The organism is Nitrospirae bacterium YQR-1 (genome assembly GCA_039908095.1).
Taxonomy (GTDB): domain Bacteria; phylum Nitrospirota; class Thermodesulfovibrionia; order Thermodesulfovibrionales; family Magnetobacteriaceae; genus Magnetomonas.
Genome location: JAMOBJ010000010.1, coordinates 1 through 20075, shown reverse-complemented (window position 1 = coordinate 20075; position 20075 = coordinate 1). Strand labels below are relative to the sequence as shown.

The following is a 20075-nucleotide window of genomic DNA, read 5'->3' as shown; positions in this document are numbered from 1 at the left end:
AAAAATTACATAGTATTATATGCCGGCTGTCATAGTTTTTTCAAGTATGTTTGAATTGTAGCAGCAAAGATGAAATTATCTCTTTGAGAGCAGGTTGAATTCTTTAATCCGTTTCTGCCCAATTGTAATGGCTGCGTCTCCGTTTTCAAGTAAAGTCTCAGGTGAAGGATTTAAGACAGGGTTGTTTTGTTTTTTACGCAAACCAAGAACAATGTGATTAGCCCCTGAGACCACAGCCATTAGGTTTGAAAAAGTATCACCCTCTTTGCAAATGATGGGAGTAACGTAAATTTGGTGTCCCTTAGAGCTGTCTATAAGCTCATAAATAACCTCCTGTGTCCCGGGATTTAATAATTCGTGGCTTACTATATAGGCGTCAAAACGGGAGAGGCATACAATGTGGTCACAGTTGGCTTTGCGTAATAGTTCCTCCGTAGAGGGATCCACACACTCTACCACCGTCTTAACATTGTTTTTTGCTGTTCCGGCTCTGGCCTCTATTGCAAGAGTAATGGCAACATTAAGATTGTCCGACTGTGACTCATTGGAATTCTTGCACAGGACAATAACATGCTTTGCGTTGTCTATGGAGGCCCTTGTAAGGGTCTCATCTCTGGTTGGATTTCCTTTGATAAAAAGTATCCCCATGGATGAAAGCTCCGGAGGGAGTTCATCAAGATTTTCATCCACAATTACAACATGACTGTCCTTGCCGAAGGCAGGGTCGCTTTTCAATTCCATGATAATTCGTTCGATTTTAGAAAGCCCCGCATAGTTTATAATCACCAGATGGTCTTTTAAATTCAGAGTGCTCATTCCCTTTGTCTCCTTATTTTTTTCGATTATCAGAACTGTTGCAACCACAGAAAGCGTATATCCTAAAAGCCCTATCCCCAGCAACATCAAAGGCACGCCGACAAGAAGCCGTCCTGCCGTTGTTTTTGGAAACAGGTCTCCATAACCCACTGTTGCCATGGTTACAATAGAATACCAAAAGCCGTCTGTGAAAGAAATATCAGGGTTCTCTTCTATCTCAAAATAAACAAAACTCGTAGTGCCGTAAAGGAATACTACTGCAAGAAGCGTAATTAGTTTTAAAGCGATAGAGGGCGTACAGATTGTTTTCCTGAAAAACGATTTTAATACGAAAAACATCACTGTCCCTCATCCTGCCATTTCTGTATCATGAACCCGGCACGGGATGCAGCATCCTTGTTAGCCCATAGGCCAACACCGTTAGCCCTTGCTATCTCTTGTTGCTGAAGGTATAGTGACATCGCCGGAAACGGGTATTTTGTATAGACCAAAACTAATCCATGGCTGATAAGTTTAAGGGCAATGTCCTGGTCGCCGGAGAAAATCGTAGCAAGAACTCTGCCATGTTTGTCTTTAGTGGCGGAGTGAAGCAATACTCTAATAGGCTTCTCAGAGGCAAAACTGTTGAGGGCATGAACTGCCGCCTTCATATATGGAGTCGTTTCATCGGATTTCGATCCCTCATCAAAGGATTTGATTCCAACTATACGAATCATAATTTGTTCGTCAGTGTTTTTTCTTACAATAATTGTATCTCCGTCAACGACTTTGTGAAGATGGACGATGTCACCGTTTTCGAGCTTAGCGGTGGCCTTTTTTAGGCTACCTGTCTTGTGATGGACCTTTATATAAAAAAATATCGAACAGCTCAGAAGTATGACAATAATTGCCCAATATATTTTAGTGGAGCGATCCATAATAACGTTATTAGTTTATTAGATTTAATGCAATTAAGTCTATCACATACTAAAAATATTTCTGCTGTATGCCATTGATTCCAATAAATGGTAAGCGGTCAATGATTATGGGATAGACGGCGGCACTTGTGCTATTTCCTTTGTAAAATAAGTATTAATGATGCTTATGCAGTTAACTCAGGAGCTGATACTAAATAAAATTTTAGTTCTTGATTTTTTACACTTGTTGTATTAAAATATATATAAGTAATCATAATAAAGGATTACAAAAAAGGGGCTTTTGGCAGGAAATTGCTAACGGTTGATCTTTTTAACTCTCGTTTACCTTATGCTCGGAATCCTTATAAATGTAAGTCTGAAAAAGGAGGGGCAAATGGTTTCCAAGATTATCACATTAGTGGGGGAGTCCCCAACCAGTTGGGAAGAAGCAACTACGAATCTTATCAAAGAAGCACAACAGTCCCTAAGAGGTATCACACGCATTCTGGTAACAGAGTTTGACGTTAAAATGAAGGAAGAGCAGGTTGATACCTTCAGAGTAAAGGCGGAGGTCGCTTTTAAGGTACAACATAAGTAAGGTTATTCCATTTAATTTCTGTTAATTAAGAAGTAAAAATGGGGCAGGTTGCTTTCAATCTCGGAATAGATATTATAGTAATACCGGGTTGCAGTCAAAAGAGTAACGAGGCGGCGATGCCAACAAAGTTAGACGGTTGAATGCAACTTGGTATAAAGCGTATTCTGAGTAGCGGGGAGGGTAAAAAATATGGAACATTCATTTTGTAATCAGCAAAGCAGCCTGTTCCGTTTTAAAGTGAAAGTGTTTTTTTTATTTGGGCGCTGGGTGTGTTATAATTAACTCATGGGGCTGGATACAAAAAATATTCTAAAAAAACTATCCTTTAATACATTCATACCTTTTTTCTATCCTTTTATGATGTTGCCGCTTAAAGGCTGGAGGCGGGAAGCTATACAGATGTGTAGCTTTAGGCCCGGAGACAAGTTGATTATTCCAGGGGTGGGGACTGGTTATGACCTGAAAGATATCCCCCCCGGAGTTGAAATATACGGCATTGATATAAGTGATGTTATGCTTGGCATTGCAAGAACCAAGCTAAGACTTATCGAAAGCCGAAATAAAATTAATCTCGCCATTATGGATGCCGAGAAGCTGGATTTCCCGTCGAATACTTTTGATAAGGCTATACTAGGGCTTTTTCTAACCTGTGTCTATGATCCGCAGAAGGCTTTTGCTGAAATCGTGAGGGTTATGAAGCCCGGGGGTGAAATCCTGATATATGACCACCTGGTGCGGACAAACAAGTGGACACAACCGATTATATCGTATATGGATGTTTTGATGAAATATAACTTTTGTAGCATGGTACGGATTTTTGAGGATGTCATAAAAGACCAGCCTGTCACAGTGGTAAAAGTAAAAAACGGAGACCCTTTTGGTTTTATAAGGGGTTTTTTATTGCGTAAACAAGAGCTGCCCGTTGCTGTAGTTAAAAGAGACTTTCTGGGTTTTATGAGGGGATTCTTGTCCGGTAAAAAGGAGCAGCCTGTTTTGGCCGTTAAAGTGAAGGTATGAGTGGCTGACTTCACTTTCCATATAGTACCAAGTTGCATTCAATCGTCTAATTCCAATTCTAATTCATTTGTCTAACTTTATTGACTTTGTCAAAAGCTCCGTAAATGTGCACCTGCGTCGCTTTCTCCCAGCCACCTGTGTTTACTTCTGACTGCAACTTGGTATAAGTGTTTCCACCTAAAAAAATCTCCGGTGCTCGGCGACAGGGGGCTGATTACAGAGTGTCTTTTCATTAGGTTTCATGTTACAATATGCAAACAACGATAACACGGAGGGATAGTTTAATGCCAATGACAATAACAGAAAAGATACTTGCCGCCCATGCAGGGAAAAAAGCTGTTTCACCCGGAGAGCTTATTAATTCAGAGCTTGACCTCATACTTGCTAATGATATAACCGCCCCAATAGCAATAAAGGAGTTTATAAAAATCGGCGCTAAAGCAGTATTTGATAAAAATAAGATTGCACTGATTCCGGATCATTTTGTTCCGCAGAAAGATATAAAAGCTGCTGAGCAGTGTAAGCTCTTGCGGGAGTTTTCAACAGAGCAGGAGCTTAGCCTGTATTTTGAGGTTGGCCGGATGGGGGTGGAACATGCGCTTTTGCCGGAGCAGGGACTGGTTTTACCCGGGGATGCCATCATAGGGGCGGACAGCCACACCTGCACATACGGTGCACTTGGTGCGTTTTCAACCGGAGTGGGCTCCACCGACGTTGCATCAGCTATGGCTACCGGACAATGCTGGTTTAAGGTGCCTCAGAGTATGAAATTCATCTACCACGGAAAACTCAACAAGTGGGTTGGCGGTAAGGATTTGATACTGCACACCATAGGCGACATTGGGGTGGACGGAGCACTCTACTGTGCGATGGAGTTTGAAGGAGAGGCCATAAGTGCGTTACCAATGCACGGCAGGCTTACTATGTGTAATATGGCGATAGAGGCGGGGGGCAAGAGCGGGATTATTGTACCCGATGCCGTCACAAGAGACTATGTGGCAAAGCGGGCAAAGCGTGATTTCTTATTTTACACATCCGATGTGGATGCAGAGTATTCTGACGTTCGGGAGTATGACTGCTCAAAGATTGAGCCCACAGTGGCCTGTCCGCACCTTCCCTCTAATACAAAACCGGCTAAGAACCTTACCGGTATCAGCATAGATCAGGTGGTAATAGGCTCATGCACTAACGGCAGGCTTGAGGACTTAAGGGAAGCCGCCTCAGTTATAAAGGGACGTAAGGTTAACTCCAACACCCGTATGATAGTAATCCCGGCTACTCAGGAGATATATAAGAGTGCTATGAAAGAGGGACTTTTGGAGATTTTTATAGACGCTGAGGCGGTGGTCTCAACCCCCACGTGCGGCCCGTGTCTGGGAGGGTATATGGGAATATTGGCTAAGGGAGAGCGTGCAATAGCCACCACAAACCGAAATTTTGTCGGGCGCATGGGACACACCGAATCGGAGGTATATCTTTCAAATCCGGCTGTTGCTGCCGCCTCCGCCGTGTTTGGACGTATTGCGCTTCCGGAGGAGCTTGGGCTTTGAGTGTTGAAGCACGGATTTTATCTTTGGGGTTAACCCTTCCTCAGGCCCCTAAGCCTGTGGCCTCATATGCAGCCTGTGTTGCAACCGGAAATCTGCTTTTTCTAAGCGGAGTGCTTCCCTTGCGGGATGGAAAACTGCCAAGAACCGGCAGGGTAGGGCGAGAGATTAGCGTTGAGGAGGCTAAAGAGGAGGCAGCTACAGTTGTTCTAAATGCCCTGGCCATAGTGAAAGATGCAATTGGAGATTTGAATAAAATCAGGAGGTGTGTAAAAGTGACAGGTTTTGTATCATGTGCGGAGGATTTTTACAGACATCCGGAGGTAATAAATGGTGCATCGGATTTACTGTTTCAAGTTTTAGGCGACAGCGGCAGACATGCCCGCTCATCGGTGGGAGCAGTGTGTCTTCCACTTAATTCACCGGTGGAAATAGATTTTATTTTTGAAGTAGCCGCCTGATGCCTAAACCGATAGTTGTTTTAGCAGGCAGGCAGAATGTGGGGAAATCCACGATTTTTAACAGAATGACCAGAAGCCGCACCGCTATAGTAAAGGATGAACCAGGCGTTACACGGGACAGGATATATGGAGAGGCACAGTGGGAAGGCAGGCACTTTGCCGTTATAGATACCGGCGGGTTTATCACAGGCGATGAGGATGAGCTTTTGACATCAGTTCGGCAACACGCTTTGATTGGCCTTGATGAGGCTGATGTAATTGTCCACGTTCTTGACGGTAAGGACGGCCTTACACCGGGCGATATGGAACTTGCCTCACTTATCAGAAAGTACAATAAAGAAGTCATCTGGGTTGTTAATAAAATAGACAGTCCTAAAAACACGGGAAGATTGCCGGATTTCTATCCTCTTGGAGCAGCAGTGTTGCCGGTTTCCGGTGAGCACGGCTTTAACTTTGATGACTTTATGGATGAGGTCACAGGGCGATTTAAAGCTGAGTCATATTATGAGGAGCCTCCGTCTGAATATCCACGGGTGGCAATAGTTGGGCGTCCTAACGTTGGTAAATCAACCCTCGTAAACGCTTTGTTGGGAAAAGAGAAAATGATAGTTAGCCCGATAAGTGGCACAACGCGTGATTCAGTGGACAGCCTGTGCAGTTACTATGGCCGTAAGTTTATGTTAATAGACACGGCTGGGCTTAGAAGGAAAAACCGGATAACCTATGATGTGGAGAGGTTTTCGTCAATTCGTGCAATTAGAAGCATTGAGAGGGCGGATGTGGTGATTTTAATCATTGAGGCCACGGCAGGTGTGGTCGAGCAGGATAAGAAAATCGCAAGTCTTATAGACAGAGCCGGTAAGGGGATGATTATTTTAATCAATAAATGGGACCTGCTGGTGGAGCCTGAAAAAGCGTTCCCTGAGTTTCAGGAGCTTATTGAAAGGGAATTGAATTTTGCCAAATATGCGCCGGTTTTAACGACATCCGGTATAAATAAAAAGAGAGTCACCAAGGTGTTTCCGATTATTGATGAGGTCATGGAGCAGCGGGCGCTAAGAGTAACAACAGGGCTCTTGAATAATCTCTCAGAACAAATAAACCGGGCGCTTCCGCTTCATAAGGGCAGGCAGACCAGGGTGTTTTATATGACTCAGGTGGATATCAATCCTCCGCAGTTTACGGTGTTTGTAAACTATAAGGAGGCGGTCAGAGACCATCACGTAAGGTACATCGAGGGGATGATTAGAAAAGAGTATCCGTTTAAGGGAACTCCTATAAGGATTTATATCAGAAACAAAAGCCAGTAAAGGGTATAAAAAGCCTTATGTTTTCCCAATTCACGAAGGGGAGGAGTATTCTGTCAGGAAGAGATTTATGTTGGGGTATAAGGAAAATAAAATTACCGGAAATATGTGGAAAGAAAATTATTTCAAAAAAACAAATACTTGGACTAAATTTCTTTGAAGGGGGTAACTATGAGTAAACTTAAAGTTCTTTTTCACGTAAATGAGCCTGAGCGATGGGATGTGGCGTTGGGTAACGTGACTAATTTGATTAAAGACGTTGGAGCGGATGCTGTGGATGCCGTAATGCTTGCTAACGGTCCCTCGGTGCTGGCATATGGGGAAGCGGATAGGTTAAAGACGATGGAGGCTCTTTCAGCTCAGGGCGTTAAGTTTCTGGCGTGCCGGAATTCGTTAAAGAAGATGTGTGCCGGAGGCGGAAATGTCTGCATATCTGAGGAGCGGATTAGTCCTTTTATTACTGTAATCCCTGCCGGAATTACCGAGCTGATAAGACGTCAGGCAGACGGATATGCTTATGTGAAGCCGTAATACCACAGTAGCTTCATAGAGGAAAAAAATGCTATAGAAGTACCACTTTTAACGGGTTGCCGGATTTTCTATATTGGATTTCGGGATTCCATAAACTCTTGACATACATCGATTAATATATTATGCTATGTTGTGGTGCCGGAAGATGATTATAGCATAAAGAAACTAACGAATAATCGGCGGGGTTGTTTGTGAAAAGCATTGCCCAAAAAACGGCATCTCCAATAAAGCATTTTAATACAGCATTCTTATGGCTCACAAAGAACTTATTGAACTTAAAATATCGGGGACTCAGGCGCTAATCATGAGATGCTTGTGGTTAGCGATGTGCTGTTAAAATACTATTTTGAATCAGTACAGCCGCTTGCCTTTTAGAGGTTGTCATAATTTTAACAAAAAGGGAGAGAAGAAAATGAGAAAGTCACTTTCGTTAGGTTGTATAACGGTTTTTTCATTTATTTTAATATCAAACCAACGCATCGGTGCGGAGGATGTGTACTTAAAACAAGGTGCCTCATCTGCTACAGGCGTTGAAAGTAAAATCACCGGCAGGGAAAACATTTTTAAACTGCAGGGGGCTTCACAATTTCAAACCCCAAAGGAGCTCCGCCACCAGGTTAATTTCTGGAAAAAAATATTTACCGGCTACAGTACCCGACAGTGTGTTATTCATGACAACAGGGTTATGGATGTCGTTTATGAAGCCATTGATTTGACTGAGGATGAAAGTAAAGATAAGAAATTGAGGTCTCTGGCTATATCCCCTGCTCTAAATAAATATAGGGCAATACTGGAAAGACTGGATACCCTTTCTCAGGATGAGCTGCAAAATTTGACAGGAGAGGACAAACGGGTCTATGAACTTCTCTATAGCAACGGCATAAGAAAGGGCTATAAAGATGCCGCCGGTAGGCTAAGAGTTCAGGTTGGCCAAAGCGACAGGTTTAAGAAAGCACTGAGCCGCAGCACCCTATATATTAAAGACATCGAGGAGATTTTTGCCATGAATAATTTACCCATAGAGCTGACCCGCCTGCCCTTTGTGGAGTCTGCTTTTGACATAAATGCCTACTCGTGGGCAAAAGCCGCAGGGCTGTGGCAATTTACAAGATGTACGGCAAAGAAGTATATGAGAATGGATAAGTTTGTAGATGAGCGGCTTGATCCAGTAAAGTCAACGATGGCGGCGGCAAAACTCCTTTCTTATAATTACTCAAAGCTGTCCTCATGGCCGCTTGCCGTTACGGCATATAATCACGGCTGCTATGGAATGCAAAAGGCTGTTGAAAAAACCTCAACCAGAGACATTGGTTTTATTGTGGAAAACTATGACGGTCCGGCTTTTGGTTTTGCTTCCAGAAATTTCTATACCGAACTGCTTGCTGTTTTAGAAATACTCGATGAGTATGATAAGTACTTCAGCGATATTGTTTTTCAATACCCCGAGAGCTACGACACCGTAAAAATTTTAAAGCCGGTAAAACTCAGCCGCCTGATTTCGGCAACCTCTGTCACAGTCAGCGACATTCAGAGACTTAATCCAGAATTGTTAAATTCCGTGCTCGTCTCTAAGATAGCACTTCCCCAAAATTATTCACTAAAAATTCCACAAGGTACAAAAGAAATCCTGATTTCCGCCCTTGAAGCAGACATAGAAAAGGCTGATGAGCAGCCCGCAACCGCTAACTTGACTGTAAAAACGGAGGTTACTGAAAAGTCTGTAAAAACAACAGAAATACCGCCATCACGTGAAAAGGCACAAGCCTCGAAAAAACCTTCCGAAACAGTGCAGAAAACCGCCGCAACGGCTGCCTTTAAGGAGCATGTTATACAGAAGGGACAGACACTTTATTCGCTTGCCCGCTTTTATAACATCCCCCTGAGTGAAATAATGAAAATAAACTCTTTGACAAACCCTGAAACCATAAAAATCGGCCAGGTGCTTAAAATACCAGGGCAGACTTAAACACTTAATAAAAAATAAGGAGTATAGGTGTAATATGATAAGAAGGATTTTTTTTAATAGTTCAGCCATATTATTAATATTTTTTTTATCTTTAATACTTAGTGTAAGTTCTGTTTTTTCGGTGCCGTCGGCACCGTGGGAAATAGATGAGATAGATGGAAAAGCCGCACCGAATTTTGAACTGGCAACGATTAACGGGCAGACCATATCTTTGTCATCTTTAAAAGGCAAAGTTGTGCTTCTTAATTTCTGGGCTACATGGTGTCCACCGTGTAAGGAAGAAATGCCATCTATGGAAGCACTGTCAAAAATGTTTAAAAATAAAAATTTTACTGTTTTGGCGGCTACACCAAATTCTTTAAGTGATGTTCAAAAGTTTACAAAAAAAAATCCGGTAGGCTTCACGCTCCTTTTAGATCCCAACAACAAAGTATCCAAATCTTTCAAAGTGTATATGCTTCCGATTACTTTTTTAATAAATAAGGAAGGAGTGATTGTTAAAAAATATATAGGCGCACAAAACTGGACAGAACACCCCATAGTTGAAGATATAAAGAAGCTGCTATAGTTTGCTCTTACTAACTATAGTTATAAATAAAATTATATTTTGTTTTTCAAGTTGACAATATAGTGCCGGATTTTTAATAATTTAGATGCACCAATTTTTGGAGTTTGTAAGGAATACTAAAAGATATGTTAATTTAGGCGGAATACCAAATCTAATTTAAAAAGGTGGTGATAAAGGAAAAGAGTACAATGACGGAAGGAACGAAAGGTTTACATTGGGGTAAAAGCGGCAGGTTTAGGTTAAAGTGTATATGTATAAATAAAAAAGGTTTGAATAGGGAGGTAGAATGAAGAGATTTTTGTTTGTTTTTTTGGTATTAACGTTTGTAGCAGCAATGTCAGTGATGGCCTCTGCAGAAGATGTGAAGTTTGAGGGAATCGCCTACATTCAGGGTCACGGCGGCCACATAGCGGTATTGGATTTGGCAACTGGTGATGTGGCCAGATATACTCATGGCAAACCCAGCGATGCACTTATCTTATCAAAAGATGCTAAGACAATTATTACATTTTCACTTGACGGACATTCAATGGAAATAGATATAGCAAGCGGTAAGATGAGCGAATGGCAGAAGTTAGGTAAGAAGCACTGCGGCTCGGCGTATGCCCCAGACGGCACAATTTGGGTATCTGACATGGCCGATGGTAATGTATATATCTACGATCCTAAGACAAAGAAGCTTGTGGATAGTTTTAACGTAAGTAAGTCAATCTGCGGAATAACTTTTTCAAAAGATGGCAAGATAGCATATGTGACGGATATGCCCGGGGCGTTTATCAGCATAGTTGATGTAGCGAGCAAGAAAGTAACAGGTAAAATATCCGGTGTGGGAACATTCCTCCACCGCTCAAGGTTAAACCCTGCAGGGACCGAAATATGGCAGTCTGACGGCGCCGAGCTAAAAGGCGGAAAACCCTCAGGAGTTGGTTATACCGATGCCGGTGGAATTCCCGGAACAGTTCAGATCGTTGACGTAAAGACCAATAAGGTTGTTGACTCAGTGCTAATCGGTGGAAACCCCCATGATGTTGAATTCTCACCCGACGGCAAGTATGCCCTTGTTGTGACAAGGCAACTTCCTGAGGTGGATGACAGCGCCGTCGTTATCGTGGACACCAAAACAAAGAGAGTAGTAAAGCAGTATTCGGCATGTAAGAAATGCCACGGTGCACTGGGCGTGATGATTCCCAAAGAAAAAGATAGTGGAAGACCATACCTCTGCGCTATTGAAGTAAACTGGAAAGAAAAGAAAATCCCTGCATCTGCAGAGCCTGCGCCTGCTCCTGAACCAGAGAAGGCTCCGGCGGCAGCTCCAGCTCATTAAAATATTTTAGCAAATAAAATAAAAAAGGCCGGATTAATTCCGGCCTTTTTTTTTATATCTAATTAGTGTATAATAAGTTTGATATAGATTAAATGTATAGTTTTATGAGTTAAGATGAAGATAACGATAAACACTGTAGCAAAGAACAATCTGAGACGGAAGGTCTTCAGAAGCCTTGCCATAGCTGGAGCTGTAATGGTTGTAGCTGCCACGCTTTTTTCTATTACCACGGTGATGGATTCAGTGGAGTTAAGCCTCAGACGAAGCATTCAGCGCCTTGGGGCAGACATAATGGTAGTGCCTAAGGGCTCGGAGGTTAAGGCAAAGTCCTCACTTCTTTCCGGTGAGCCCTCGGAGTTTTATATGGATAACACTATGGTGGAAAGAGTAAGAAAAGTAAAAGGAGTTAAACATGCAGCCGCCCAAATATACCTGATAACATCTAAGTACAGGTGTTGTGATGTCGGCGAGATGCTTATGATAGGGTTTGACCCTAAAGACGATTTCACCATTATGCCGTGGCTTACGGAAAGCCTTAAACGCGAGATCAGGGATGATGAGGCCATTATGGGTAGAGCGATAACTGCCTTTCAGGTAGGTTCAAGCCTGACGGCATACGGAAGGCTTTTCAAAGTTGTAGGAATGATAGAGCAAACTGGTATGAAGTTTCTTGACAACTCAATGTTTTTGCCTATGGAAGGTGTGAGGAAGGCTATTGAGGAGTCTAAAAGAACGGGAAATAAGGCAGTGGATATACCTGAAAACAAGATATCAACAGTGTTGGTACAAGTAACAACTGATATGCCGCCCTCGAGGGTCGCTATATTTATAGAATATGAAATATCAGGGGTAACGGCCATAGTTTCAGAGGAGGTTGTTTCCACTGTAAGAAAGCAACTCTTTATACTTCTTAAGAGTATTCTCTCTGTAAGCATACTACTATGGGCGATGGCACTTTTTCTGATAGGTCTGGTGTTTTCCATGATTGTTAATGAAAGACAGCGCGAGATAGGGCTTTTGAGGGCTATGGGAGCTAAGAAAAAAGATGTCTTTAAACTTATCATGACTGAAGCCTCGATGCTTTCTTTATCCGGTGGTGCGGCGGGTATAGTTTTAGGTGGTGCATTTTTGTTTTTCTTCAAAGATTTTATTAAGTCATCCCTGAACATCCCTTATCTCTGGCCTGACCCGTTACAGTTTGTGCTGCTGATTGCCTTTAGTTTGCTGCTCTCTTTTTTAACCGGCATCATGGCAGCCCTGTACCCTGCTCTGCGCTCTATGAAAATGGAACCATATGCTGCAATAAGAAAAGGTGAATAGAAAATGATTGAACTGACTGAGCTGTCAAAACATTATATAATCGGGAAAGAAAAATTAAATGCTGTTGATAACGTTAACCTGAAAGTGGAAAAGGGGGATTTTCTTTCTATAGTGGGGCACTCTGGAAGTGGCAAGACAACGCTTCTGAGTATTGTCGGCGCTCTTACAAAGCCTGATATTGGCACGGTAAAAATCAATAATGTAAATCTTTGGGCTATCACTGATGATGAACTCTCAGAGCTCAGAAGTAAGCTAATGAATTTTATATTTCAGTTTTCAAGCCTTATCCCCACGCTTACCGTGCTTGAAAACGTGATATTGCCGACTGCTTTTGCCAAAGAAAAAACCGGCAGGGTTGACTATGCGAGGGCGTTGCTTGAGATGGTAAAAATTGAGGATAAGGCCGAGCTGTATCCATCTCAGCTAAGCGGCGGGCAGCAGCGCAGAGTTGCTATAGCCCGTGCTTTTATAAATGAGCCGCAAATAGTGCTTGCCGATGAGCCCACCGGAGACCTTGATGAGGAAACCGAGGCGGAGATTATGGCACTATTTAGAAAAATGAATGAGGACAAGGGGATTACCTTTTTACTTGTAACCCACAGCTCAGAGATTGCAAAGCAATGCAAGAAAATCTACAGAATGCAACACGGTGTTTTAAAACCTTTTTAGTATGGTATAGTTAAGCGTTTTAGCTGCTGGTACTTTTAGTTAACTTTTAGATTAAGGGGGGATTTATTGTGTTTTGTTCATCATGTGGCACTCAAAACGAAGATAATGCGTACAAATGTATAAAATGTGCAAATGTTTTACACCATGACACTCCTAACCCTAAGGTTGTTATTAATCCACACGTACAAACTGCTCAAACCATACCTAATTATCTTGTGTATTCCATACTGGTTACACTTTTTTGTTGTTTACCAACAGGTATTGTAGCTATAGTATATGCTGCTCAGGTAAACGGAAAGATAGCCGCCGGTGATTTTCAGGGAGCGGCTGTTTCGTCAAAAAATGCGAAAACCTGGTGTTGGGTATCTTTTGGTATAGGATTAGGAGTTACGATAATTTCTGTTGCAGCAGGTATATTTGGTGTTTTATCCAAGGGGTTTTAAACTGCATGATATTGTAATTGCAGTGGGTGTAGTTTCGGTATTAGTGTTTTTATATTTTTTTAATCCTGAGCAGACACTGAGTTGGCTGCGGTGTCCTTTCCTTAGTATGAGCGGCCTTTACTGCCCCGGATGTGGTTCTCTCAGGGCTGCTCATCAATTACTCCACGGTAATGTCTTAAATGCTGTACGGTTTAATCATCTGTTGGTGTTAACGTTTCCTTTTTTGGCTTGTGCTTTCATATCTAAAACCAGTATTTTTCTGCGTGGTAAACCGCTTTTTAATGTTTCCATTGAGGCTGGCTGGATTAACGCATTTGTCATCTATATTTTACTCTTTTGGATTTTAAGGAATTTACCCTGATCTTTTCATTAAAGGTCTTCCCGAAATCCCTTTTTGGGGGGAACTCGATTTTCTATATCGGATTTCGGGTCAGAAAATACACTTGTTTTTTTTGTAAGAGAAATGATACGCTTTTTTTGTAGGTAACCAAACTGTATTGCAATTTGTGTAGGCGGGGGTAACAGGTGAATCTTAAAGACAAAGCGCTTTTCTATTTTATTTTATTGTTTATATTATTTAGTCCTGTACAATCAAAGGCGGAAACACCTTCTCACCCTCCGGATACCGGATATTCAAACACACAGCAGCAAAGACTGTTGGAACCGCTTCCTGAGCTAAGAAAGGACAAGGGAGAGCCGGAAATAAAGCTTCCTCAATTGCCTAAAGACGAAAACATTTCATCTAAGGTTACCGTGTTTGTTAAGACCATAAGAATACAGCAAAGCACTGTGTTTACAAAAGAACAACTGGAGAGCATTACAAAAGACTACACCGGTAGGGAAATAAGCTTCATGGAGCTTGAGACACTTCGCAGCGCTCTGACACAATATTACATAAGTCATGGGTTTATCAACTCCGGTGTAATCATTCCCGACCAAAAGGTAGAAAACGGCGAAATAATACTAATTGCCGTTGAGGGAAAGCTCACAGACATTGAGGTAACCGGCAATAAGTATTTTAGTTCCGAATATATAAAGGGTAAATTAAGACTATATAGCGGCACACCGTTAGACATAAATGATCTGCAAAAGGCTCTTCAGATAATGTTACAGAATCCTATGATTCAGAGGCTTAATGCCGAACTTGCTCCGGGATTAAAGCCTGGTGAAAGTGTGCTAACTGTTAAAATCGAGGAGAGCTCACCGTTTACCCTGATTGTTGAGGGAAGTAACGACCACAGCCCGAGTATAGGTTCATACGGAGGGGATGTTTATGCTTTGTATAGAAATCTGACAGGCCACGGAGATACAATAGGGGGTAGCTTCAGTTATACCAAAGGCCTCAAAGACGGCACAATAGAATATGCGATACCTTTAGACGTAAGGGATACAACATTAAGAGTTTATTACAGGCAAAACGAGGCGAATGTTATTGAGGACCCCTTTAAGCGGCTGGATATTGAAAGTAAAGTGAAGACATATGGAGTGGCATTAAGCCATCCAATTTATAAGACCCCGGAGACGGAGTTTGCTTTGGCACTGGCTGTGGAGAGAAAACATTCCGAGACATTTTTACTGGGGCGGAGGTTTTCCTTTAGCGAGGGAACAGATGACGGTAAGGCCGGCGTATTTGTAGTGCGTTTCTTTCAGGAGTGGTCAACCAGAAGCCGGACTCAGGTGTTAGCCGCCCGCTCCACGATAAGTTTAGGATTAAAAGGATTTAACTCTACAACAAACGATGATGCGGCAGACGGCAGATTTGTCACATGGCTGCTTCAATTCCAATGGATTAAGCGGCTTTTTGGTACGTCAAGCCAGATTGTGTTTCGTACGGATGCCCAGTTTTCAAACGATTCACTGCTGCCACTGGAGAAATTTGCAATAGGGGGTATGAACAGTGTCCGCGGTTACAGAAAAAATATTATGGTTAGAGACAACGGAATTTTCTCATCCCTCGAATTTCGTATTCCTATCTATGGCACTGAAAAGAGACCGGAAATATTACAAATCGTTCCGTTTACAGACTATGGCAGGTCGTGGAACACAAGAAGCACAACGCCTCTTCCCAGAGACATATATAGCGCAGGCCTGGGGCTCAGATGGGCTGTAACTAAAAAAATCCTGTTTCAAATCTATGGCGCTAAGGGTTTTGTAAACCTCTATAACTACGACGAGGACTATCAGGACAAAGGCATTTACTTTAAACTAACAACCCAAGTGTTTTAGGAAAGGAGAGTAAGGGGAAGGACGCTGTCCTTCCCCTTAAACCCCTACCTGCAAGGGAGCGAAGCCCCCTTGACCCCATTCTGTTATTGTTTTGTTGAGTTAACATAGAGTTTTTATTGGAATGATTGTGATAAGGAGAATAAGCATATGAAAAAGAACAAACTGTTTTTATATGAGATTGTAAGCAGGTACTTACTAATTATTATGTTTTCTTTTATAACTATCTTTCTAAACATCGAAATAAGTTACGCAGGTATAACTCTTGACGGCACGATGGGGCAGAGCGGGACTCTCACTGGGCCAAGCTATACCATAACCGATACAATGGGAACTCAGGTCGGCGGTAATTTGTTTCACAGCTTCGGTACTTTTAATGTCTATACCGGTGAGAGCGCCACATTTACAGGGGCATCCTCAATATCAAATATCATAGCCCGGGTAACCGGCGGAAGTTCATCTTACATAGACGGCGCTATTTCCTCAAGCATATCGGGGGCTAACTTGTATTTTCTAAACCCTGCCGGCGTGATGTTTGGTAAAAACGCAACACTGGATATTAAGGGCTCGTTTTATGTAAGCACCGCTGATTATCTGAAACTTTCTGATGGGGGTAAATTCAGTGCAACAACTCCCTCAGATACGGTATTAACAACGGCAGCGCCTTCAGCGTTTGGCTTTACAAGCAGTAACCCAACCGGTGTTTCAATAGACGGTGGTTTCCTTGAGGTATCAGAGGGTAAAGGGATTACAATCGTTGCCGGTAGCATTGATATTAAAAACGGCTATTTATATGCTCCCGGCGGGCGGATTAATCTTGCCGCCGTTGCATCGACAGGTGAGGCCTCAATTACATCGTCCGGTATAAACACGGATGCGTTTTCAACTCTTGGCGATATAAACATCTCTCATACCGATTCAACAAGGGAAACCAAAAACGGTTATACGATAGGTAATCTAGATGTCAGCAGCACAACAGGAGGCTCAGGCAGTATTTATATCCGTGGCGGGAAGTTTACATTAGACGGTGGATATGTTTTCGCCGACACATACGGAGATACCAACGGCGGCGGCATAGATATAAATATAGCGGGGGATATAAATATTATAAATGGCAGCGCTATAACGTCTGATACTTCAGGAAAAGGTAATGCCGGTGATATAAACATCAAAGCAGACAATTTAAATCTCACAAGTCTTGGAAGAATATCAACCACTGCCCTGAATGGAAGTACTGGTAATGGTGGTAATATAACAATAAAAGCAACTGATACGATAAATATCTCCGGTTACTCCACCTCAAGTAACAGCTATAGCGCCAGCAGTATTTATAGTGCTACGTATGGTGTAGGCAATGCCGGTAGTATAACCATTGAAACAAACAATTTGAATCTTATGGACTTAGGATTAATAGGGTCCGCCACACTCTCCGGAAGCACCGGTAATGCAGGTGATATTACAATAAAAGCTAAAGATACAATAAACATCTCTGGATATTATGATTCCGGAAACGGCGTTGGCTACAGCACCATTTATAGCAAAACGTACGGTAGAGGTAATGCCGGCAACATTACCATAGAAACCAATAATCTAAACCTTACTGATGTTGGAACAATTTCATCCTCTGCAGAATCGGGAAGCAGCGGCAATTCAGGTGATATTGCAATAAAGGCTGCTGATACAATAAATATTTCAGGATACTATGATTCTGGTAGCGCTCTTTACGGCAGTAAGATTGGCAGTGAGACGTATGGCAGCGGAGATGCAGGCAGCATAACAATAGAAACCGGCAATTTAAATCTTTCTAATGTTGGAACAATCTCATCCTACGCACAGGAGGGAAGTACCGGTAATGGCGGAGATATTACTATAAAGGCTGCTGAGTCAGTAAATATTTCAGGATACTATGATTCTGGCAGCGGTCTTTACAACAGTAGGATTGCCAGTGAGACGTTTGGCAGCGGAGATGCCGGCAACATAACAATAGAAACCGGTAATTTAAATCTTTCTGACGTAGGGGCAATATACGCCAATGCACGGGAGGGAAGTACCGGTAATAGCGGAGATATTACTATAAAGGCAACAGAGACAATAAATATTTCAGGATATTATGATTCAGGTGATGGTGTTTATGTCAGCAGCATCAAAAGTGAAACATACGGAAGTGGAGATGCCGGCAATATAACTATAGAAACCAGTAATTTAAATCTTTCCGACGTAGGAACTATCTCATCCTCAGCATGGGCGGGCAGCACCGGCAATGGTGGCGATATTACAATAAAGGCAACTGAGGCGATAAACATTTTTGGATACTATGATTCCGGCGATGGTGTTTACTATAGCGGTATCATAAATGAGACGCATGGCAGCGGAGATGCCGGCAGCATAACAATAGAAACCAGTAACTTAAATCTTACTGATGCTGGAGCAATCTCATCCTCTGCACGGGAGGGAAGTACCGGTAATGGCGGAGATATTACTATAAGGGCAACTGATATGATAAGCATTTCAGGGTTTTATGATTCAGGTGATGGTGTTTATGTCAGCAGCATCAAAAGTGAAACATACGGAAGTGGAGATGCCGGCAATATAACTATAGAAACAAGTAACCTAAATCTTACTGATGTTGGAACAATTTCATCCTCCGCACGGGAGGGAAGTACCGGTAATGGTGGAGATATTACTATAAAGGCAACGGAGACGATAAGCATTTCAGGATACTATGATTCCGGCAGCGGTTTTTACAGCAGTAAGATTATCAGTGAGGCGTATGGCAGTGGAGATGCAGGCAACATAACCATAGAAACCGGTAATTTAAATCTTTCCGACGTAGGAACTATCTCATCCTCTGCACGCTCGGGAAGTACCGGTAATGGCGGAGATATTACTATAAAGGCAACGGAGACGATAAATATTTCAGGTTACTATGATTTGGGCAGCGGTCTTTCCAGTAGTAAGATTAGCAGTGAGACGTTTGGCAACGGAGATGCAGGCAACATAACCATAGAAACCGGTAATTTAAATCTTTTTGATGTAGGAACAATCTCATCCTCAGCACGGGAGGGAAGTACCGGTAATAGCGGAGATATTACTATAAAGGCTGCTGATTTGGTAAATATTTCAGGATACTTTGCCAAAGGCCGCAGTGTTTACTATAGCGGTATCATAAGTGAGACTTTCGGTGGTGGTAATGCAGGCAATATAACAATAGAAACCGGTAATTTAAACCTTACTGACGTAGGAGCAATATACGCCACTGCACGGGAGGGAAGTACCGGTAATGGCGGAGATATTACTATAAAGGCAACGGAGACGATAAGCATTTCAGGGTACTATGATTCCGGCAGCGCTCTTTACAGCAGTAAGATTGGCAGTGAGACGTTGGGCAGCGGAGATGCAGGCAACATAACAATCGAAACCGGTAATTTAAACCTTACTGATGTAGGGGCAATATACGCCACTGCACGGGAGGGAAGTACCGGTAACGGCGGAGATATTACTATAAAGGCTACTGATACGATTAATATTTCAGGTTCTTATGAATTCACATCTGACATTATTGTCAGCAGCGGCATATACTCGGGCTCATCCGGCTCAGGGCAGGGAGGGAGTATCTCCATTACAACTTCTAATCTTACAATAACAGATGGGGGAACAATTTCAGCAACCAGCACTGGAACAGGAAATGCCGGAGACATTCAAATAACCGCCGGCGATTCTTTATATATGAGCGGTGGGACAGTACAAACATCCTCTGAAAAAACAACCGGTGGCAGCATTACTATAACCGGTAACGATATACAACTATTAAATGGCAGCTCAATCTCATCAAATGTTAAAAGCGGTAAAGACAAGGGCGGTAATATAACTATTTCTGCAGCCACCTTGTGTGTGCTTGATAACAGCGAAATATCGGCGGATGCCGACTTAGGGTATGGCGGAAATATTACAATAGGTGCTCATGCAGTCTTTTTGTGGGATAGCAGCGCTCTTCATGCCTCATCGTCAATAACCGGACAGGAGGGAGCAATAAACATAAATTCGCCGCTTTCCGATGTTACCGGTTCTCTACTTCAGTTAAACCCAAGCTACCTGCAAGCGGAAAAACTGCTGCCTGAGAGTTGTGGAGCAAGGAAAGAGCAGCGGGGCTCGTTTGTAGTTAGAGGCAACGAGTATTTATCACCGCAGCACAGTAGGTTTTTGTTTTAGGTTCTGAAGATTTGATTTGAGCATAATTTCCAGTTTATGTTAATCTAAACTATGCACCATTTTATACGAGGCAGGGGGCTATGCATCAGAAATTTGACATTACGCTAAAAGATTTATGGAAAGATGTACCTGTTAAAAACTTGAGTAACTTAACAGGTACATCTTTCCATAAATCTTTTA

Annotated in this window: 17 protein-coding genes; 15 read left to right on the top strand and 2 right to left on the bottom strand. The window is 42.4% G+C overall.

The genetic code is table 11. The annotated features are described in order from the left end of the window. Positions 1-75: 75 nt before the first annotated feature. Positions 76-1155, bottom strand: a complete 1080-nt coding sequence (locus tag H7844_06770; protein ID MEO5356985.1) for an ion channel — start codon at positions 1153-1155, stop codon at positions 76-78. Continuing rightward, on the bottom strand, positions 1155-1733 hold the full coding sequence (locus H7844_06765) for a thermonuclease family protein (protein MEO5356984.1): 579 nt from the start codon (positions 1731-1733) through the stop codon (positions 1155-1157). Before H7844_06765 ends, H7844_06770 begins: the two co-directional genes overlap by 1 nt. Positions 1734-2106: 373 nt before the next feature. Here H7844_06765 and H7844_06760 point away from each other — a divergent pair, with 373 nt between their 5' ends. The 15 genes from H7844_06760 (at position 2107) to H7844_06690 (ending at position 19895) form a co-directional block, all read left to right on the top strand. Next, positions 2107-2310 (top strand): dodecin family protein, encoded by a 204-nt coding sequence (locus H7844_06760; GenBank protein MEO5356983.1) that lies wholly within the window; start codon positions 2107-2109, stop codon positions 2308-2310. Between the two features lie 399 nt (positions 2311-2709). Beyond that, positions 2710-3327, top strand: a complete 618-nt coding sequence (locus H7844_06755) for a class I SAM-dependent methyltransferase (GenBank protein ID MEO5356982.1) — start codon at positions 2710-2712, stop codon at positions 3325-3327. Positions 3328-3611: 284 nt separating this feature from the next. Beyond that, the gene (gene leuC, locus H7844_06750) at positions 3612-4877 is read left to right on the top strand and encodes a 3-isopropylmalate dehydratase large subunit (protein MEO5356981.1); all 1266 of its coding nucleotides are present in this window, start codon (positions 3612-3614) and stop codon (positions 4875-4877) included. Then, a complete protein-coding gene (locus H7844_06745; GenBank protein MEO5356980.1) occupies positions 4874-5335 on the top strand; it encodes a RidA family protein in 462 nt (153 codons plus the stop codon). The genes leuC and H7844_06745 overlap by 4 nt, the downstream gene beginning before the upstream one ends. After that, a complete protein-coding gene (gene der / locus H7844_06740; protein ID MEO5356979.1) occupies positions 5335-6645 on the top strand; it encodes a ribosome biogenesis GTPase Der in 1311 nt (436 codons plus the stop codon). The genes H7844_06745 and der overlap by 1 nt, the downstream gene beginning before the upstream one ends. Positions 6646-6813: 168 nt before the next feature. Further along, a complete protein-coding gene (locus H7844_06735; protein MEO5356978.1) occupies positions 6814-7173 on the top strand; it encodes a DsrE family protein in 360 nt (119 codons plus the stop codon). A 412-nt stretch (positions 7174-7585) separates the two neighbouring features. After that, positions 7586-9139 (top strand): transglycosylase SLT domain-containing protein, encoded by a 1554-nt coding sequence (locus H7844_06730; GenBank protein ID MEO5356977.1) that lies wholly within the window; start codon positions 7586-7588, stop codon positions 9137-9139. A 34-nt stretch (positions 9140-9173) separates the two neighbouring features. Next, on the top strand, positions 9174-9707 hold the full coding sequence (locus tag H7844_06725; GenBank protein ID MEO5356976.1) for a TlpA family protein disulfide reductase: 534 nt from the start codon (positions 9174-9176) through the stop codon (positions 9705-9707). Between the two features lie 286 nt (positions 9708-9993). Further along, positions 9994-11031 (top strand): hypothetical protein, encoded by a 1038-nt coding sequence (locus H7844_06720; protein MEO5356975.1) that lies wholly within the window; start codon positions 9994-9996, stop codon positions 11029-11031. Between the two features lie 114 nt (positions 11032-11145). After that, a complete protein-coding gene (locus H7844_06715) occupies positions 11146-12351 on the top strand; it encodes an ABC transporter permease (protein ID MEO5356974.1) in 1206 nt (401 codons plus the stop codon). A gap of 3 nt (positions 12352-12354) precedes the next feature. Beyond that, positions 12355-13020, top strand: coding sequence for an ABC transporter ATP-binding protein (locus tag H7844_06710; protein ID MEO5356973.1), 666 nt, complete (start codon positions 12355-12357; stop codon positions 13018-13020). A gap of 170 nt (positions 13021-13190) precedes the next feature. After that, positions 13191-13463: a CD225/dispanin family protein gene (locus tag H7844_06705; GenBank protein ID MEO5356972.1), complete on the top strand. Its 273-nt coding sequence runs from the start codon at positions 13191-13193 to the stop codon at positions 13461-13463. Beyond that, a complete protein-coding gene (locus tag H7844_06700; protein MEO5356971.1) occupies positions 13441-13824 on the top strand; it encodes a DUF2752 domain-containing protein in 384 nt (127 codons plus the stop codon). Before H7844_06705 ends, H7844_06700 begins: the two co-directional genes overlap by 23 nt. 164 nt (positions 13825-13988) lie before the next feature. Then, a complete protein-coding gene (locus H7844_06695; GenBank protein ID MEO5356970.1) occupies positions 13989-15689 on the top strand; it encodes a BamA/TamA family outer membrane protein in 1701 nt (566 codons plus the stop codon). A gap of 147 nt (positions 15690-15836) precedes the next feature. Then, on the top strand, positions 15837-19895 hold the full coding sequence (locus H7844_06690) for an S-layer family protein (protein ID MEO5356969.1): 4059 nt from the start codon (positions 15837-15839) through the stop codon (positions 19893-19895). Positions 19896-20075: the final 180 nt, after the last annotated feature.

Excerpts from the sequence above, each read along its gene's own strand:
- leuC (MEO5356981.1), top strand. The coding sequence starts at position 3,612 with ATGCCAATGACAATAACAGAAAAGATACTTGCCGCCCATGCAGGGAAA.
- der (MEO5356979.1), top strand. The coding sequence starts at position 5,335 with ATGCCTAAACCGATAGTTGTTTTAGCAGGCAGGCAGAATGTGGGGAAA.
- H7844_06690 (MEO5356969.1), top strand. The coding sequence starts at position 15,837 with ATGAAAAAGAACAAACTGTTTTTATATGAGATTGTAAGCAGGTACTTA.
- H7844_06735 (MEO5356978.1), top strand. The coding sequence starts at position 6,814 with ATGAGTAAACTTAAAGTTCTTTTTCACGTAAATGAGCCTGAGCGATGG.
- H7844_06730 (MEO5356977.1), top strand. The coding sequence starts at position 7,586 with ATGAGAAAGTCACTTTCGTTAGGTTGTATAACGGTTTTTTCATTTATT.
- H7844_06725 (MEO5356976.1), top strand. The coding sequence starts at position 9,174 with ATGATAAGAAGGATTTTTTTTAATAGTTCAGCCATATTATTAATATTT.
- H7844_06720 (MEO5356975.1), top strand. The coding sequence starts at position 9,994 with ATGAAGAGATTTTTGTTTGTTTTTTTGGTATTAACGTTTGTAGCAGCA.
- H7844_06715 (MEO5356974.1), top strand. The coding sequence starts at position 11,146 with ATGAAGATAACGATAAACACTGTAGCAAAGAACAATCTGAGACGGAAG.
- H7844_06755 (MEO5356982.1), top strand. The coding sequence starts at position 2,710 with ATGTGTAGCTTTAGGCCCGGAGACAAGTTGATTATTCCAGGGGTGGGG.
- H7844_06765 (MEO5356984.1), bottom strand. The coding sequence starts at position 1,733 with ATGGATCGCTCCACTAAAATATATTGGGCAATTATTGTCATACTTCTG.
- H7844_06710 (MEO5356973.1), top strand. The coding sequence starts at position 12,355 with ATGATTGAACTGACTGAGCTGTCAAAACATTATATAATCGGGAAAGAA.
- H7844_06770 (MEO5356985.1), bottom strand. The coding sequence starts at position 1,155 with ATGTTTTTCGTATTAAAATCGTTTTTCAGGAAAACAATCTGTACGCCC.
- H7844_06760 (MEO5356983.1), top strand. The coding sequence starts at position 2,107 with ATGGTTTCCAAGATTATCACATTAGTGGGGGAGTCCCCAACCAGTTGG.